The sequence below is a fragment of the Thiomicrospira microaerophila genome, from assembly GCF_000934765.1.
Classification (GTDB): domain Bacteria; phylum Pseudomonadota; class Gammaproteobacteria; order Thiomicrospirales; family Thiomicrospiraceae; genus Thiomicrospira; species Thiomicrospira microaerophila.
Genome location: NZ_JYNN01000040.1, coordinates 1 through 20,342, shown reverse-complemented (window position 1 = coordinate 20,342; position 20,342 = coordinate 1). Strand labels below are relative to the sequence as shown.

At 48.2% G+C, this 20,342-nt stretch carries 5 protein-coding genes; all 5 read right to left on the bottom strand.

What is annotated here, in order from left to right; all coding sequences use genetic code 11:
- Positions 1-12,389: LEPR-XLL domain-containing protein (locus NA59_RS10595; RefSeq protein ID WP_232504079.1), on the bottom strand; the 12,389-nt coding region annotated here is incomplete at its 3' end.
- 130 nt (positions 12,390-12,519) lie between these two features.
- Complete coding sequence (locus NA59_RS10590) at positions 12,520-13,287, bottom strand: efflux RND transporter periplasmic adaptor subunit (protein ID WP_044412183.1); 768 nt, start codon at positions 13,285-13,287, stop codon at positions 12,520-12,522.
- Positions 13,288-13,393: 106 nt separating this feature from the next.
- The gene (locus NA59_RS10585; protein WP_198401096.1) at positions 13,394-15,049 is read right to left on the bottom strand and encodes a TolC family protein; all 1,656 of its coding nucleotides are present in this window, start codon (positions 15,047-15,049) and stop codon (positions 13,394-13,396) included.
- A gap of 154 nt (positions 15,050-15,203) precedes the next feature.
- Complete coding sequence (locus NA59_RS10580) at positions 15,204-15,941, bottom strand: SapC family protein (protein ID WP_044412179.1); 738 nt, start codon at positions 15,939-15,941, stop codon at positions 15,204-15,206.
- Positions 15,942-16,101: 160 nt separating this feature from the next.
- Positions 16,102-20,342: beta strand repeat-containing protein (locus tag NA59_RS10575; protein WP_044412176.1), on the bottom strand; the 4,241-nt coding region annotated here is incomplete at its 5' end.

The following is a 20,342-nucleotide window of genomic DNA, read 5'->3' as shown; positions in this document are numbered from 1 at the left end:
TTGGCCGTGAGGTTGTTGCTCTCTCCGTTGGCGTCAGTTATGTTGCTGGCGCGGAGGCTGATGTCACCGCTGGTGGTCAGTTGACCTAGCGTAAGCGTGTTGCTAGCGACATAGCGGATGTGGCCTGTTTGTGCGGTGCTGATCGCGCCGTCTTTCATGTCTATCGCGTTGGCGCTGACGTCGAGGCTGCCTGCTCCTGTGCTTATGGTGATGTCGCCTGTTGCCTGTTGCGTTAGGGTCGCGTTGGCTTTTAGGCTGATGTGGCCTGCATGACTGGTGAGGCTGTGGCCTAGGGTTAGGTTTGAACCCGCCCCTTGTGCGTCTAGGCGGATATTGCCTGCTGCGCTGATTTCACCTGTTGTGATCATGGTGGTAATCGCACCATTGAGTGTGCTTAATACCAGCTCGGCGCCTGAGCGCATCTCTTGCTGGGCTTGTGTTTGTGTGGCTGTGCTAACACCGGTTGTGGCAACACGGTTGATGCTTAGGCTTAGGGTGTCGATGGTTATGGCGTCACTTTCGGTGAGGAAGGTGCCGCCTGCCGTTGAGACCGTGCTCAGTGTATTTACTGCGATGTCGAGGTGGTTGTCACTGGCACCGATCGCTTGGCCCGCGCTCATCATCAAGTTGACTGCGCTGATGGCTACCCTGCGGGTGTCGTTTTCTAGATCGAGGATGCTGCCTTCTGTGGCGGTGAGGCTGACGGTGGCGTCTTGGGTTTGGATGGTGCCAACCGTGATGTTGTTTTGTGCAAGTAGACGGATGTGGCCTGTTGCCCCACTGCTGGTGAATAGACTGCTGGCATCCATGGTGATGTTGCCGGTTTCGGCTTGGAGATCTATCGTGCCATTTTCTTTTGCTGTGCTCGCGGTGCGGATGTCGGCATTGGCTTTGAATTCGATGCCTTGGGCGGCGATCAGGCTGATGTTGCCGTTCGTGCTTGTGATGTCGCTGTGGGCGATGATTGAGCCGCTAGTGAGCGTTTGAACAAGGATGTTGCCTGTGCCGTGGGCTTGAATCGCGGTACCGTCAACGTCATTCGTTGCGCTGCCGTCGTTGAGGGTAATGCTTCCTGCTGTCGCTTGTAACACGATGTGGCCGTTTCCTGATACCGTGATGAGATCAGACTGTTTGATATCAACTTGAGTTGAGTTTGTCACTGAACCATCCGCGGTAACCCGATTCACCGTTACTTCAACATCATCGATCTTAACGTCATCACTTTCAAGCAAATAGATTCCACCGCCAGCCGCACGCGCTGTAAGGCTTGTGACTTGGGTTTCAATGGCGTTATCACCCGCCCCTATCGCATTGCCCGCCCAGAGTCGCAGGCCATTCGCTTGAAGGTTAACATCGGTGTTTTCCGTATTCTCAGTAATAGAGCCTGTGTTGGCGGTCAATGACAAATGCGCCGTCGTTGAGATTTTTCCTGCGAGTTTTATGTCCTTTTGCGCCCATAAACGCACATCACCAGAGGTTGAGGATATGGTGGTGTTGGTGGTCTGCTGGGAACGAATATCAATCGTTCCTAAAGTAGCTTGAAGATCAATGGTGCCGTAACCTGTGGTGACAAAGGAGTTATAGGCGGTAATATGGCGTCCCGCCAGTAATGAAATATGTCCATTGTCAGTGGCGATATGTGCCGAGTGCACTGTGGTGATGTTGCTACCGAGCAAAATATCGCTGGTTGTGCCGCCTGCACTTAACAAGATATTACCTGAGCCGTGCGCGCCCACCGCGCCGCTTGCGCCTGATTCTTGGCTGCCTTCGCGTAAAGTAATACTGCCCGCGGTGGTTTGCAACACAACATTCCCGTTGCCACTGGTTGTGCGCAGATCGGATTGAGTTGCTAAATTTGCTGAACTTGCCCCGCCCGTTTGATCGACTTTTGTTACATTAACCGTCACATCATCAATCATAATGGCATTGGTTTCTTGAATGTAGATGCCGCCTGATGTGGCTGTAGCGCTCAAGGTGGTTACGGTGGTTTCTAGTGCATTAACCACTACGCCATCCGCTGTCGTGCTGCCTATCCCTATGCCAGCGTTTAAGCGTAAACCGTTGGCGACCACATCCACATAGGTATCGCCTGCATCACTAATCGAGCCTTTGGTTGCACTAATCGCCGCATGTCCGGTTGTATTGATCCCGCCAATCTTGGCATCCTGATCCGCATGTAAATTAATCACACCCGAACCGGTGGTAAACAAGCTGTTATCATGCTGCGTAATCGAGCCGGTTTGGGCTTCGATATGAATGGCGCCGGCTTGACTGGTTCGCACATCCGATCCAGAGGTAAAGTCAACCGCGTTTTGGGCGATAATGCTAATATGCCCGCTAGTGCTAAGGATATCTGTATTGGCAAAAATTGAGCCGCTAGTTAACGTTTGAACTAGAATGTTGCCTGTGCCGTGGGCACGGATTGCATGTCCATTGGTATCACCATCTTTTAATGTGATGTCGCCGGCTGAGGCTCGCAATACAATATGACCGTTGCCCGCCGCCGTCGTTAGATCGCTTAGCGCCGCACCGGCGGTTGTTAGAGCATGAATGCCCGCCGTATTGACGCGATTGACGGTGACGTCTGCAACGCTATCCACGTTAATGGCGGTGGCTTCGGTGACAAAGATACCGCCATTACTGGCGCGCGCGGCTAGATTGAGCACTTCGGTTTCGATGTGGTTGCCGCCAGCCCCGACGGCTGTGCGCGCGTCCATACGTAGGTTTTTTGCATAGATATTTACAACAAGCTCACCCGCATCATCATTATGCGCATCAACAATAGAACCACTGGTCCCATTCAATCCCGCCACTACAGAAACATTCCCCCACAGGCTTTGCTCCGCATAGCTCTTATCCGATGATTTTCGTGCATCAACGATGCCTAGGGTCACATTGCCCCGTGCTTCTAAGCGGATATTGCCGCCATCCGCTTTCAACCATGACTCGCCATTCATCGTAATGGCACCGGTTTTCGCTATCAGATCCAGCGTTCCGGCCGTTGTTTGAATTCTTCCATCGGTATTGATAGCAATATTACTATTCGCTTCCAGCGTAAGGTTACCTGCCGCAACGTCTATCTTTGAGTTAACCGTAATGTTTTGATTGTCTGTGCTCAATCGCACATTTCCAGATGTGGTTTGAATCGCAAATCCATTCGCATCGCCATCAATTAAAGTTAAACTGGTTGTGGCACTTAAGACAATCGAACCGGTATTCGTTTTAATATCCGCTTGTGTTTTTACAACATTATCCAGCGCGGCTAAATGACTCACTTTTTTTACTTCAACGGTAACCTGACGCACCTCAACACTGGTTGTATCGTGCATAAACACACTGCCATGGGAGCTGTTCACCGTGAGATGCGAAACCTGAGTTTCCAACCTATTTCCGCTGCTAGCGACACCGGAATGGGCATCGATCAACAGGGCGTTTGTCAAAATATTTACAGCATCATCAGGGTTTTGATTATCTAGAACAGCGCCACCGGTTGTTATAAGTGATACGCTACCTGCAATTGTCGATCCACGAAGCGTATTAATGATTCCAAGTCGAATATCCCCTTGGGTTGTTAAACCAACGTTGCCACCATTAGTCAGGATACTTGCACCGCTTTCCATTGTAATCGAGGTCTCTGCATCAATATATACTGTTCCAGGCGTTGAAGTCGCACCGTTGATGCTAACAACACCTGCTATCCCATGCATAACAACCTTACCTGAATCTTCAACATTCTTAATAGCTTCCGCTAATAAAGTAACGTGTCCGGTTCCGCCATCAACCTGCCCCTGTAGGTCTAAATTACCCGCACGCGCATTAAGCAATATATGACCCGAACCCTTTGCATTTATCGCGATACCTGCGGATTCACCTGGCTTAATGGTCAGCGCATTGGCCTCTAAGACAATCGAACCATTTGCTTCAGTGATGACGTCTTCTTGTTTTTCATCGATAGAGTCGGATAAAGTAGCATCTGTACCAACGGTATTAACCTTTATCGCCGCTACACGATCAATGGTTAAAGTACCCGCTTCATTAATAAACAGACCTTGCGCACCTGAACGGGCACTTAATACACTGACTTGAGTGTCTATCGCATTGATTGTCGTGCCATTATTGCCTATGCCAACGGTGGCGTGGAGTCTTAATTCATTGGCTATTATGTCAGTATGACTATCACCGCCATCTAAAATACTGCCTGCCAGCAGGCTTATATTTCCAGTACCGGCATTGAGGCTGGAGAGGGTTAGCACATTCGCTGCTGTTGAAGCACCTGTTGGTTTTGCCGCATAGCGGATATTGCCGTTATTGCTTATGGTTTGCGTGCCGTTGGCCATCGTAATGGCGCGGGCAGCGAGTACGTCAATCGTTTTGAACTCAGCAACTGCTTCAATATCGGCGCCTGCATTTTGCAGTAAATCGCGCCCTGCATTAAGGCTGATATGTCCTGTCGTGCTGGTGACGTTGGCATTGAGGGTAATATCGGATTCGGTGCCTGTCGTTTTGATCAATATATTGCCTGCAGCGGTGATATCGCCATTGGTTGATTCTGAGATCACACTGCCTGCGGAGACAATAACCAGATGGGCTTGGCTATTGAGTTTAGATAATGCCGCATCATTAATTGATTCAGGTGTAAGTCCCGCTGTATTAACTTGATTAACGCTTATCGCACCCAGTAGGCCGATCGTTAAACCTTGAGATGCGGTTAGGTAAAGGCCGCCGGCTCCGGTGCCTTTTATGTCTGCAGCGAGTTTAGCAACATTGATTTCTAGGTGGTTGCCACCTGTGCCTGCACCCATGCCTGCGTCTTCACCGGTGGTAACGATGCGTAGTTGGTTGGCCGTGAGGTTGTTGGTATCACCGTTGTTGTCGGTAATCGTGCTGGCACTGAGGCTGATATTACCCGCTGTAGTCAGCTGTCCAAGCGCAATGGCACCCTCAGCGTGATAGCGGATGTTGCCACTTCCAGCCGTCGTAACCGCGCCATTTGTCATTGAAATGGCACTGGCGCGAATATCTATCGTGCCCGTTTTTCTTGTTGTGATATCGCCTGCCGACGCATAGGTTTGTTTACCCGATGAATGAATCGAGATTGAGCCTGTGCCCGCATCGATAGCCGCATTGGCTTCAAATTCGCCATCCTTAATATCTAGCAATACATTTCCAGAACCACTCGCCACCAGGCCTGGTTGCTCGGTGCCAGCATTTAAGGTTAATTTCCCAGCCTTTATGACTAATGCTAGCGCACCGTTACCCGTGGTGCGAAGGTCTTCTTGCAGCGATTGAATAAGATTTACTTCTGGCACCTCAGCGTTAAAACCAACTCGGCTAATGTTGAAATCAACTTGTCCAACCACAAGTGTGTTCGTTTCGGTGACAAACATACCGCCACTTCCCGCACTGGCTGAGAGTGTAGCAACGGTGGTGTTGATGTGATTTGTGCCAGAACCTAAAGCATAACCCGCCTTCAAGATGAGTCCGCTGGCCGTGATGTTAACGGCATCGGTATCAGCCGCATCCACAATCGAACCTGCCTCACCTGCCATTAATGCCACATGAGCACTGCCTGCGTTGATAGTGCGCAAAGCAATGCCATTCACACCTTCATCATCGTTATTGGTATTCTCCGCTTCTAAACGGATGTTACCGTTGGTGCTGGTAATGCTTGTATTCTCTGCCATGATGATGTCATCACCGGCTTTCAGGTCGATGGTTTTTGTATCGGCCGTGACGCTGATATTAGCGTTGAGCAGAATATCTTGCCCAGCCTCAAGGCTAGTGTGGCCGGCGGTGTTGGTTAGGCTTGCGCCAAGCGTTAGGTCAGAGCTGTTACCGCCTGCTTTGATCAGCATATTGCCAGCGGCAGTAATAGCACCACCAGCAGCTTGTGTGGTCAATGAGCCCGCAAGAGTTTGCAATACCAAATGACTGGCAGAACTCAGATTACTTTGCGCCGCATCGGTTGTCGCTACTAGGGTAACGCCGTCTGTGCCGACTTGGTTAACATTGATGGCATCAAGGGTGCCAATTTGTAGGGCGTTGGCTTCAGTGAGGTATAGACCACCTGTTCCCGTGCCTTTAATATCAGCAGCGAGTTTGGCAACATTGATTTTTAGGTGGTTGGCGCCTGTACCAGCACCTTGGCCATCAGCTGTGCCGAAGGTGACGATGCGTAATTGGTCAGCAGTGAGGTTATTGGTTTCACCGTTGTTATCGGTTATGTTGCTGGCGGTTAGGCTGATATTACCCGCTGTAGTCAGCTGCCCAAGCGCAATGGCACCCTCAGCGTGATAGCGGATGTTGCCACTTCCAGCCGTCGTAACCGCGCCATCAGTCATCGTAATTTCACTGGCTTGAATATCTATCGTGCCCGTTTCTCTTGTTGTGATATCGCCTGCCGACGCATAGGTTTGTTTACCCGATGAATGAATCGAGATTGAGCCTGTGCCCGCATCGATAGCCGCATTGGCTTCAAGATCGCCTGCTACAACATTCAATAAGACATTTCCAGAACCACTCGCCACCAGGCCTGCTAAATCAGCACCGCCGTTAAGCGTTAAATCGCCTAGTTTTACCACCAATACAATCGTACCATTGTCTGAGGTTTTTAAATCTTCTTGGGTTTTGGCTACAGGATTGGTTTCTCCATCCTCTAAATGGATTCGGTTAACATTAACGGTGAGGGTATCAATCGTTAAGCCATTCGCTTCGTGAATAAAGACACCACCTGCTCCAGCGTGAGCAGACAATAGGGATACAGCCGTCTCAATAAAATTCGTCGTGCCGTCAACCTTTCCTATGCCGTTTCCGGCTTTGAGTAATAAGCCGTGAGCGGTGATGTTAGCATTGGCATCATTATTCGCATCTGTGATGGAACCAGCTGTGGCGATCAGCGCGACATTACCTGTACCCGCTGTGACTGTGCGCAGTTGAATATCGCCACCCGCTTCAAGACGGATATCAGAATTAACACTCATGACACTAACACCAGCTTGCATGACTAAATCGCTAGAATTGTTCGTGCCCGCGCGTAAATCGATGGTGGATGCACCGGTGGCTTCAACGTTTTGCGCCAGCGTTAAGGTTCTGTTGGTGTGAAGACTTATGTGGCCGGCACTGACGATTTTTGATAAGACGTCATCGGTTGGTTTTGTGCTAGCTAAAAAACCCGTACTGATGACTCTTTCAACGCTAAACTCAGTGGTGGTTCCAATGGTGAGCGCGCTGGCTTCGTTAAGGTATAAACCGGTTTCTCCGATCTTAGCCGCCAATAAAGCGACTTCGGTTTCGATGGCTTTATCTAAGGCACCAAAGCCCTTGGCCTCGATTCTCAGCTCATTCGACCAAATATTTTCTGAGGAATTAGCCGCGGCCACAATATCATTAGCGGTAATTAGGCTGATTGAACCCCAGTCGGACTGTATTTGAGTACCGTTGCGCGCATCCAAAGTACCCAGCGTAATCTCACTACTAACCAAACGAATATTGCCACCGTTAGTTTTAAAGGTCGTGGCGCCATCCATTTCTATTACGCTTGCGCCTTTCGCCCAAAGATCGATCGTGCCATTACCGGCGGTGGTGATGTCACCCGCAGCCGCATAGATTTGTGAGCCGGAAGAAAGAATGGAGATTGAGCCTGTACCCGCATCGATAGCCGATTTGGCTTTAAGGTCGCCTGCTACAACATTCAACAAGACATTTCCAGAACCACTCGCCACCAGGCCTGCTGAATCAGCACCGCCCTTAAGCGTTAAATTACCCGCAGCAACATTCAGCACAATCGCGCCATTATCCGTGGTGCGCAGGTCTTCTTGTTTGCTATTTTGGTCTGCATCCCCCGCTTGGCTATTCACGCGACTGATATCAAAATCAATTTTATCAACAATTAAATTATTAGATTCGGTTACAAATACGCCACCACTACCCGCACTTGCTGACAGGGTCGTAACGCTGGTGTCAATATGATTCGTACCTGAACCAATCTCTGTTCCCGCTTTAAGGATTAAGCCGTTGGCGGTAATATTGGTTGTTGCATCGCTTGCCGCATCCACAATCGAACCACTGTTATTGGCGATTAAGGCGACGTTAGCCGTGCCCGCTGTGATGGTGCGTAATGCAATGCCGTTAACCCCTGAATCACCGGTGTTGGCATTCCCTGCTTCTAAACGGATGTTACCGTTGGTGCTGGTAATACTGGTATCCGTAGCCATGATGATGTCATCACCGGCTTTCAGATCGATGGTTTTTGCATCGGCCGTGGCGCTGATATTAGCGTTAAGCAGAATATCTCGCCCCGCCTCAAGACTGGTATGGCCGGCGGAGTTGGTTAGGCTTGCGCCAAGCGTTAGGTCAGCGCTGTTACCGCCTGCTTTCAGTAGTAGATTGCCGGCGACTGTGATTTCACCCGTGTCTGCTAACGTATCGAGTTCACCATCATTGGTTTGCAGTACCAAGTTGCCGGCTGTATCCACATTAGACCAGGTTAAATCTTGATTACTACCATCTTGCTGATTACTAGCCAATCCATCAACACCGACACGCTGTATTACCCCAACATTTCTAAGCGTAAGGGCTGTGTCTTCGGTGAGGTAAATCCCTTTTTTATCGATTTCTTCTTCGTTCACGCCCTCTGCTTTGGCAGATAGGCGTGCGACTTCGAGTTCTAGGTGATTATCATGTGCACCGATGGAGTCTTTTGCATCGAGACGTAATTGGTTAGCAAAAACATTCGTTACTTGTGAGTTTACTTTATCTAATATCGAACCCTCCACCGAACGTGCAATCACACTTCCCCAATCGTCTTGGGTATCTAAACTTTCTGTCGTACGCGCATCCGCCACACCAAACTCGATATTGCCTTGCGCTTGCAAATCAATATCACCGCCCGAGGTTTTGATTTGAGCCGCGTTGAAATCGAGTTCTTCACCTGCGATAGCGGTAATATGCCCTGTTCCAGTGGTTAGGTTTTGTTTAATCTCTAGCTTGCCTGCTGTGGCTTCTAAACGAATATTGGCATTACCCGCAATGTTAAGGGCGCCGTCAATAACAAAATCACCTTGTTTATTGATGATAACGATGTCATCGTGATCACCCTGTACTGCATCGGCATCAACGGTTACACCCGTCAATGTATTATCGATATCTTCAACCTGCAGTGCAGCACTTCCATCAACGCCAACACGATTAACCTGAATATCCTTTACATTACCGATACTCAAGGCACTGGATTCGGTGATATAAATGCCGCCGTCTTGCGTTTTGAGCGCGAGGTTAATCACTTCGGTTTCAAGGTGGTTGTCACCCTGAGCGATATGCGTTCCGGCTTCGATACGTAAGTTGTTTGCATAGATGTCAATAACCCCATCATCCGATGAGGCATCACTGATCGATTGAGCGGAGGCTTTAATACCCACTGACCCCCAATCTTGTTGCGCAGTTAAGGATTCTGGCGTTGAGCTACGATCAGAACTAATACGCGTATCCACCAAACCCACTACCACTGATTCAGAGGCATCGATACGAACATTGCCAGCATTGGTACGCACAGCCGCGTTATTTGCCATTGAAATCGCACCTGCCGTCGCCAATAATTCAATCGTTTTTGCCTGCACTAACGTTTCGACTAAGCCTGTGGTACCGAATGCAATCGCATTTGCAGCAAGTAAACTCACCGAACCGTTATTCGAGGTGACTTTTTCATTAATGGCGATGTTAGCATCTCGTGGATCTGTATTTGCACGTTGCGTATCCACCAACAAGTTCCCGCTAGCACCCTCCAATAACATTTGCCCGGTTGCGGTGAAGCTGCCGTTGAGCAGGGTGAATACGGCATTGCCAGCATTAACAGCACTGCCTGACAGCCACAAGCCTAAATCTGCATTAGTCTCATCAATACCCTTTTTAAGTTCTAAATCCGTGGTTTCTTGAATGAATATCCCACCAGACAGGGTGTTGCGCGCCAGCAGGCCGGCTATTTCTGTTTTCAAGTGAACTGCACTGGTACCTATCCCTTGACTGGCACGCAGCGTAACCGTTTGCGTTTCACCACTGAGGTTTAAAGCACGATTATCACCCGATCCCACCCCGGCTGCCGAGGTGATAGAACCTATGCCACTGTTGTTAGTATCAGCGGTTAAGTTTATCGCTGTTTTCGCATTGATTTGACCTAAAACAATCGAGTTACCGGCCTCATAAATTACCGTGCCTGCGTCGCCTGCGGTACTCGCATCAGTGAGTGAGGTGGCCGCCATTTGAATACTACCTTGAACCGAGCGATAGTGAATCGTTCCACCGGCACTCGAAACATGAACATTCGCATTTTGAGCAATCAACCCATCAGCGACTATAGTGATATGCCCCGCTTGCGCAGAAACAACATTATTGTTGAGCGTGATGGTTTTGCCATCATCGGTCAATTTAGCACCGACCACTTCAGCTTTACTTTTCAACAATTTAGCATCTGTCGCCGCCACCAATACAATCTCACCGGTACCGGCATGGGTAATCTGTGAACCCGCAGCAATCAGCGTGTCGACCGTTGAAGTGATATTGCTTTTAGCAGGTTTAAATTGACCTGATTGTATATTAGATGCACCCGTAGCCAATAATGTGATGTTGCCATTATCGGTAGACACAATAATATCCCCAGCTGCACTTGCGTTTGTCTGCGCTATGCGTTGAATGTTTAAGTTTGCATTGGTCGTACCCCCTGCTCCGCTGCCTTGGGTGTGAATACGAATATCTCCTGAGTCACCGGTATTAACGGCATTCAGGTTATTAATTTCTGTCCAAAGCAATGTGGTACCCGTTGCAGATTGCACATTTAGCGTATCGGTTCGGATTAACTCGGATGTCGGTAAATCATTCGAATCCTGTTGAATAATTGAACCCGTTTCAGAATAGAGCGTTATAGGCTGAGCAGATGAAAAATTGTCAATTGTATTTTTAATCACAATATCTTTATAAGCCACTAAGCCAAGACTTGATTCAACACCCAAGATATGACCTGCATTCTGAAAGTCTTCAACGGTAATCGTTCGCCCATAAATTTCAACCGGGTCAAAAAAGCTAAACTGCTGGGCTTCAGGGCGCGCACCGATGCGAACATTCCCGCCTGTTTCACTTGACTTACCTGTTCTATTACCCTGTTCATCTAAAGCCTCACGCCCAATAATGATCTTGCCAAAGCCCGCCTGCAAAGACTGCAGATCCTTATTTGAAATATCAAGCGTGGTACTGCTATTCACACCCGGCGGTGAAGCGATCGCAATATCTCGACCTAATGTCGTGGTTTCAATCACCAAAACACCGCCATTGTTTTTAATGGCTTGTGATTTGTTTTGAGGTAAGTTTAACGAATCCGCCTGTAAATATATGTAACGTTCACCATCGCTAAAGGTCACCTCAATATCATTACCAAAAAAGATCTGGCTGGCGCCTTTTACAATCAAATCCCCTTCTATAATCATATTGCTTTTAAAATTAACACTGCCGCTGGCTTCAATAACAATGTCACCCTTAACATGCACGGATTGCTCAAACGTCACGTTAACAGCATCTTTAATTGTCAACCCATCTAGTGCGCTAGCAAGACCTATCGTCGAGTTAATCGTAACATGGTGTGTTTTGGTTCCAAGCTCAAAATTTGGATTAAGTGTTAAGCGATTGTTCGTTCCCGACACCCCATCTAAATAATGCCCCGCCGATGCGCCACCTAAGACAATATTGCCCTTTGCATTCACCGTAACGTCATTATCAATAGTGATCGAGTCATTGATGGGGAACCCCGAATCAGAGGTAAATGTTTGAGGTTCGCTGACGCCCCAGTTTTGGGTATTTCCAGAGCCAATAACTTCTATCGAGGCGCCATTGATCGATGATAATCCTTGATAAAACGTATTATGTCCACCTTCTAATGGGTTCATAATGATCACGTCTTTATCTACGATCAGGTTTTCATTGAGCCCTTGTTCGCCAAAAATAAAATGCTGCCCACTCCATTCGCCACCAATCACCAAAGTATCGCCCGCTAGGTTCAGCCATTCGTCGAGTAGGTCTTGGGTAATGTGTACCGTGCCATAGGGGTCGTTGTAGGAGGCATTTGCTTGATCAACAAAATCAAGCTGCAGGGTGTCTTGTTGGGTTTGTGCTAGCGTTTGTTGTGCTTGTTGAATTTGGGTGAGCGACGCTTGGGTGGTTTCGAGTTGGAGGGGATGATAGGTTTGCTCAAAGACCGCTATCGGATCGTGCTCGGTGTTTAAATCGCCGTGCAATGCGATGTGCGCGGCGCCCAATATCGGGTCAGCTGAAAGCAAAAAGCGCGACTCAAGCGGCTCTAGTTTAAAGGCTTTTTTGATCAGCGCGTTGGTTTTTTTGAGCTTAAACACCTTAGTATCTCCTGATAGGCCTTGTTGCAAGGTTATCGTTTTAAATGCTTGTTGTTTTTTTGGGTTTTCCACACAGTTAAAAACTTGGGAGAACGTTTATTTTATATTTTATTTTACTAGTCAAATTTCATTAGAAAGCCACTTGGGCTTTGCTGCCGGGGCGAATCACTTGGTCGGTATTGTCAAGTGAAATGCGAAGTTCAACTAGGCCGCTGGCGGCATCGGCAATGGGGGCAATGTAGGTTAAAACACCTTGTCGCTGCCCGGCTTCGTCAACCTGCACGTCCACCGTTTGATTTAATTGGAGGCGGCGAGCGAGACGGTCCGGTAAGTTTAATTTGACATAGGTGTTAGAGATATCAACCAGTTTGATAATGGGTTCGCCTGGCTTGACCCATTCGCCCGCACTGATTTCTACTTGTACGATGATGCCTTGAACGGGCGCATTGAGCTTTCTGGCGCTTAGATCTTCAAGCGCTAAAAGGTGCTCAATACGTTGACGTTCCTTTTCTAACTTTAGCTGTTCAATGCGACCTTCTAGGGTTATTTTTTCAAGTTTTAATTGATTGAGTTCATCGCGGCTTATGGAGCGTGTGGTTTCAAATAAACGCAATGCCGAGCGATATTGTTCATCAATGATGGCAAGGCGCTGTTGTAGGCTGTTAATTTCTGTTTGATCATTGAGCAGCACTAATCGGCGCGCTACTTCAAGCTGTTGCTCGGTGTTTTTTAACTCTAGCAATAAATCACCTGCATGTACAAATGTACCGGGTTTAACATGCACTTTTTGGGCGATACCACTGACGCCGAGTGATAGGGCTAGGTCTTGGTCTGGATAGACTACACCGATATAGCTTGCGGGTGTGGCATACACCGAAAAAACAGCGAGACTTAGCACTAGACCACTACAGCGCTTTAATCGTTTTATGTGGTGTTCCCTTTTCTTTAGCATACCGGCTATGAACCTTTTTTATGTCGTTGCGGCACCTGTGTCTTGCCGTGCATTAGTCGGCCAAACGCAGGGAAACCGGCTTAACAGGACTGTCATCGAGTGTATTGACATCGGAAACAGTGACACCGTATTGTGCGAGTAGTGTGCCTTCGGCTAAGCGTAATGATAGTAGCGCCAGTTCATAGCGCACAAGGGCGTCGATATAACGCTGGCGACCTTGATTGAGTCGATCTTCTCGATCATAGACGTCGCTTAGGCGTCTTAAACCCGAGTTAAATAAGCCCAGTTCTACTTCGTAAACTTGACGTAGAATCTTTTCTGATTTTTGATAGACTTGCACTTCATCAAAGGCTTTTTCTAACTGTGCCAGACGTGCTTGCAGATCATTGGCTAGGCCAATTTTTACGGCGTCTAAATCAATATTAGATTGTTGTATACGTTGTTGGGCAATCGATTCTTTTGAACGCGCACGCTGGTTTCCTTGCAGTGGGATGGACATGTTTAAGCTGGTAAACCATGTTGGATAGTCATTGCTAAACGCAAACTCTCTTGCGTCTTTGTGTGTTTCGCCTAAGCCGTTCGTTGTGTAACCGGCTCTAAGGTCTAGTTTTGGTTTTAGCTCATCACGTGCCGCAATAAGGGCTTGATCTTGAATGGCACGACGGCTTTCTGCTATTTGATAAGCGGGCCAGTGTGCTAAAACCATCTCAAAATACGCTTCAAATGGGATGGTGAGTTGATAGGGAATCTGTAGCGGTGCATCTTGAAGTACTAGTTGCACGCCTTTATGTTCAAGTGTCGATAAGTTAACCAGCGTTTTTAAGCGATTGACCGCATCGCGGTGTGCACCTTGTACACTTTCTAGCTCCGCTTGTCTTGAGTAGATATTTGACTGGGCTTCTAGGAGCGTTGTTTCTGATAAGCGCCCTGCTTCCACTCGGTGTGCAATGTCGGTGTAGGTGTTTCGGGCATTATCCAGTGCTTCTTGACGAATATGCTTAAATTGCTCTATGCGATAAAGCTGCCAGTAGGCCGATAACGCATCAAAACTGCTGCGCATGAGTTGCTGTTGGTATTGGTAGGCGACCACACTTTGTTCTAACTTGGCTTGTTCAATACGGGTTTTCGCTTGTTTGGCCATCCAGCCGCGCAGGAGTGGTTGGGTAATCGTTAGGTTGACTGCACCGGTCATTTCTGAGCCGAGAACGTTTGCTTCATCAATACTTGGACTAGGACCTGTAATGTGATTACTAGCTCTCTTCTGCTCACGATAACTTAGCTGCACTTCTGCACCGGATCTTAACAAACCCACTACGCCAATTTCGCCTGTTGTACGAGTTTCAATAAATTCTCTTTTTTGCCCAGACCCTGCAATTGCGTTTATACTGGTAAGCTGATCCACGCCCGCTTGCACATGGGTGTCATCATAGCGAAGAGTGGAAAACAACTCGGCTTCAAAAATACCGCGTTCGTGTCGATGCTGTTGGGCGGCAATATCCATCTGCATTTGCGAGTAAAGAATTTGGGCATTGCGCTTAACCAGCTGCATAACCAGGCCTTGTTGGTCAAGCGGCCATACCCATTGCCCGTCGTGCTGGGTAAGTGGAATATCCTTGGCGTGTACTGTCGCCATTGTGGTGCCAAACATCATGGCTGAAAGGCAAGCACCACGGATAAAGCGTGAGGTCAAGTGCGGGAGTGTTTTCATTTTAATTTCACCTAAATACTTTAAAACATTAAGCCGTTTAACCATGACAACTTATTGATAAGTCTGCGCACCCACCCATTAAGACATCATTATTAAACAGCCTAGACAAAGAAACCAGAGTCTATCTGGCTTCTCTATGGATCAATAGGGTTGTTTATGCATTTTCAACATCTTGCTGCGTAACACCTTCTTTGCCTTGGTGCAACATGGTTAAACGTTCAATTTGCGATAACGAGGTTAGGTGCGCATAAACTGGCGCAACATAACGACGGTTTTTGATTTCTAAGAATAGCGTATCTGACAAGTTGTTCAAACGCTCTTCATTGATCACATAACAGCCGGTAATATTTTTAATTTTGTCTTGGTCGCGTACGCGCATGTTGAGGGGGGTAAATAGGTTGTGCTCTGCCATAAAGCGGCAATACTCTTTGGTGAAGGCTTCCATTTGCTGTAACTCGCCTAAATAGCGTTTTACATTTTCAATCACTTCTGTCGGCTCGCCATCTTCACCAAACAGCGCGGCACCCTCTTCATTGCCGACATAAGGACTGTCTTCATCAACACACACCGTAAACTGATTTTCTTGACCGGTACTGGCTAAAGCAAACGGGTAACGGCGAATAATAGCGGGCACATAAGAGGCCTGCCATTTTCCATCTTCAGCAACAAACAGGTTATTTCCCGCATCTAAGCCTAGCAATGCCACAGGTCTAAACTCATCTTTTTCTTTGTCTTCGAGGAAAACGATTGGGTAAACAGAGGCGGCACGTACAAACTCATGCACCATAACCGATGCAATATGAAAATCTTTGGCAAAACCAAATCCATCTAAAGGTTTTACTTTAAGGTCTTTGTGCGCTTCTTTATTTACCGGAACTAATTTTGTAAACATCTATTCTCTCCTAAACGGGGGGTTAATGATTTTAAAAAACAGGTCGAACTTACGATGTATAAATTTTATGACCTCTTTATTAAAATTTTACATAATTTAAAACCTTTATTTCTGATATTTATCTGACATTTTCATGCTGATTTCCGTTAAATACTTAACTCTACAGTGCTAAAAGTTCATCCTCTTCTGTGTAAATGTCATAAAAATAACCCGATTCCACTTTACCGCCTATACTGCTAGCTTGTGTGCTACCTATCAGATTGATGACATTCGTGCCTATCACGTTCTTCGATAAATTAAACGAAGGCGTTACCTTTAATCCACCATCATTGGCGGCTACGGCGCTTGCAACTGAGTTATCCACATTCGTTAAGATTGACTGGCTTGCAGGTAATCTTGGCAATGTGGACGAACTTAGGATAGAGGTTTCAAGCTGACGTTCGAATTCCGTAACAGTTGGGGCAGTAATCCGCTCAATATTAAGCACTGACGCACCTGTTACAGGTTGGGCAACCGATTGAACAGGCGTAAACACTGGAGACGGCGTGCTAGCTTGCCCAGCGGCTTGTCGGGTAGTGGTGCCTGTTGGTGTGCTCGGTGCCACAATACTGCTTTCAAGTCGTTGTTCTAATAAACTCGGCGCGCTTGATCCAGCCGCACCGCTTGTGGTCGTTGAACCGCTTTGCGAACCTGTCACGGGTGACGCACTGTCGCTAGTCGTTGAACCACCGACTAGCGCCGGATTGGTTTGCACATGAACAACAACCGGGTTTCTTAACGTTTGATATTGATTAACGGTGATATTGGTCGCGGTGACGGCTGTCAATGTGGGTTTTTCATTAATATTGAGTGCATAAACGGTTACCGTCTGTTGATTTCCGGTCACGACAAATTGATTACCTTGCGCATCTTTGACGCTTAATACGTTGACTTTTGGCATCGATACAATATCCAGCTCGGCGGCATCAAGCTTCACGAGCTGTTTGCTCAAGTCAGTAAAGTCGTTCGCCAAGTTAGCGGAGGGGGCAAAGCGCAATGGGTTGGCTTCAATCGTCACTTTATTGGCACTCACATTAGTCACTTGCGCATCAGCCAAAGCGGTTATTAATTGCCCTTGTTTTGCGCTCAACAACACATGGCTTTGCGCGGCATCTATCTGGGCTAGTTTGATATCGCCCGTTAGCGCTTGGTAACTGATATTAACCGTGCCCGTTGCACGCATCGTGACATCGGCTGACATCTCAATGCTATTGGCTTTAAAGCTGGCGGCTGTTTGCGCTAAATCGATATCGGCTGTTTGTGCAAGGAGACCTTCAGCAGCAATATTGAGTGCGCCGCCTTGTGCGCTCACGCCTGCGAGTTGCACATTACCTTGGCTGGTGAGGTTTAAGGTGCTTTGATTTAAGTTGGCTGTTAAATCCATTGCACTACTTTGGTTACTGAGGTTCATAGTAAGACCCGTCAGATCTAACACCAACGCTTGCGCACGCGTAACAAGGTTAACCGTTTGCGCTTGGGTTGCGTTAATGTTCAGCGCTAGATTTTGTGCAGCCAGCTCATGACCTGACGTCTGTTGCAAGGCTTTGGCATTCAGTTCAACCTGTGCATTGTTTGCTGCAATCGTTTGTATAGTGAGTGCATTCGTATCCATCGTTAACTGGTTGGACACACTGATGGCTTGGCTCGCGGTTATCGCTTGAGTGGCAGATAGACGAGCCTGAGCGAATGTCAAATTCGCATCCGATACTAGGTTGTTGCCTGCATTCATTAGGGTAGCGCCCGCTACCGTTAAACTCCCTTTCAGATTAATATCGGTTGTGGCATTGATTGACAAGTTACTTGACACAACACTCGTGCCAGTTAGCTGGACGCTATGACCTATCAAATTAGTCGCCTGTGCCACACTTAGATTGTTTATCGAAAGCGCACTATGAGCGGTTGCATTCAAGGCTTGTCCGACTACTGTGGAGCCCGCCAGATTCACTGTGCTAGCGGCACTGGTCAAGTTTGCACCGCCGGCTACCGTTAGCGCACTGCTCATTGCAATGGCATCTTTGGCGTTGATGGTAAGATCTTGACCGATTGTTTGTGTACCACTTAGCGTGATGCTGTTTTGACCGGTGATGGTGGCATCGCTGTTGACCGTTAGGTTGCCTGCTATCGTGATGGCTTGGTCGGCATTTAGGGTTAGAGCGCCTTGGATTAGGATTGTTCCATTTAATGTAACCGTGTCTTGGCCGCTGATGTTTGCATCACCGCTGACGTTTAGGCTGTCTTTTAGGTTGATCGCACCGGTGCCTTCTAAGGTTAGGTCGCCTGTGATGTCTAGCGTGCCATCTAGGTCAGTGGTGCCGGTGACTTCGATCGTGACGTTGCCTTTAGCGGTGTAGTCGCCGGTGATTGCGAGTTTGCCTTGGGTGTTGATGTCGGTTGTTTTGGCAACTTCGGTTGTGCCATTGATGTTGACGTCACTAGCCGCATCAATCGTTAGCAGGCCTGCTAGTTTTGTCTCTCCGCTTAGGTTGAGCGTGCTGGCGGTGCTGGTGAGTGTTGTATTACCCGCTACCGTTAGCGCGTTGCTAAGGGTGATGGCATCCTTGGCGTTGATGCTGAGATCGCTACCCATTGTTTGTGTACCGCTTAGCGTGATGCTGTTTTGGCCTGTGATGGTGGCATCGCTGTTGACCGTTAGGTTGCCTGTCATCGTGATGGCTTGGTCGGCATTTAGGATTAGAGCGTCTTGGATTAGGCTTGTGCCACTTAATGTAACTGTGCCTTTGCCTGTGATCGCTGCATCACCGCTGACCGTTAGCGTGTCTTTTAGGTTGATCGCGCCCGTGCCATTTAGGTTGAGGTCGCCTGTAATGTCTAGCGTGCTATCTAGGTCAGTCGTGCCGGTGACTTCGATCGTGACGTTATCTTTGGCGGTGTAGTCGCCGGTGATTGCGAGTTTGCCTTGGGTGTTGATGTCAGTCGCTTTGGCAACTTCAATCGTGCCCGTTAGGGTGACATCGTCTTTGGCATCCACTTTAAGTAGACCGTTTAGTGTTATATCTCCGCTTAGGTTCAGCGTGCTGGCGGTGCTGGTGAGTGTTGTATCACCGGTTACCGTTAGCGCGTTGCTAAGGGTAATGGCTTCTTTGGCGTTGATGGTGATATCCTTACCAATTGATTGTGTACCGTTTAGCGTGATGCTGTTTTGGCCTGTGATGATGGCATCGCTGTTGACCGTTAGGTTGCCTGTCATCGTGATAGCTTGGTCGGCATTTAGGGTTAAAGCGCCTTGGATTAGGCTTGTGCCATTTAATGTAACCGTTTCTTGGCCAATGATTGTTGCATTTCCATTGACGCTTAGCGATTCACTTAGGTTAATGGCTTTGTCGGCGGTTAAGCGGAGGTTAGCGCTAATATCGGTTTTACCTGTAAGCGTTACCGTGTCTTTGCCTGTGATGTGGGTATCACCGATGACAGTTAGCGTGTCTTTTAGGTTGATCGCGCCCGTGCTTTCTAAGGTTAGGTTGCCTGTGATATCTAGTTTACCATTTAGGTCAGTCGTACCGGTGACTTCGATCGTGACGTTGTCTTTAGCGGTGTAGTCGCCGGTGATTGCGAGTTTGCCTTGGGTGTTGATGTCAGTCGCTTTGGCAACTTCAGTCGTGCCATTGATGATGACGTCACTGGCCGCATCAATACTCAGCAGGCCTGCTAGTTTTGCTTCTCCGCTTAGGTTGAGCGTGCTCGCGGTGCTGGTGAGTGTTGTATCTCCTGCTACCGTTAGCGCGTTGCTAATGCTGATGGCATCCTTGGCGTTGATGGTGAGATCCTTACCAATTTTTTGTGTACCACTTAGCGTGATGCTGTTTTGACCCGTAATGGAGGCATCGCTGTTGACCGTTAGATTGCCTGCCATTGTGATGGCTTGGTCGGCATTTAGGGTTAGAGCGCCTTCGATTAAGCTTGTCCCACTTAATGTAACCGTGTCTTGGCCTGTGATGTCGGCATCACCGCTGACGTTTAGACTGTCTTTTAGGTTGATCGCGCCCGTGCCATTTAGGTTGAGGTTGCCTGTGATGTCTAGCGTGCCCTCTAGGTCCGTCGTGCCGGTGACTTCGAGCGTGACGTTAGCTTCGGCGGTGTAGCTTCCGGTGATCTCTAGGTTACCCTCTGTTGTAATGCTGCTGGTGCCGGTGACGGCGATCGTGCCCGTTAGGGTGATGTCGTCTTGGGCATCCACGTTGAGTAGACCGTTTAGTGTTGTGTCTCCATTTAGGTGGAGCGTGCTTTGGGTGGTGATGCTTGTGGCTTCACCGACCTCTAGTTTGTCACTGATGTTAACCGCGCCTGTTGCGTCAATGGTGAGTGCTTGGCCTATGTCGGTTTTGCCACTTAGTGTGATGCTGT

Excerpts from the sequence above, each read along its gene's own strand:
- NA59_RS10580 (WP_044412179.1), bottom strand. The coding sequence starts at position 15,941 with ATGTTTACAAAATTAGTTCCGGTAAATAAAGAAGCGCACAAAGACCTT.
- NA59_RS10585 (WP_198401096.1), bottom strand. The coding sequence starts at position 15,049 with ATGAAAACACTCCCGCACTTGACCTCACGCTTTATCCGTGGTGCTTGC.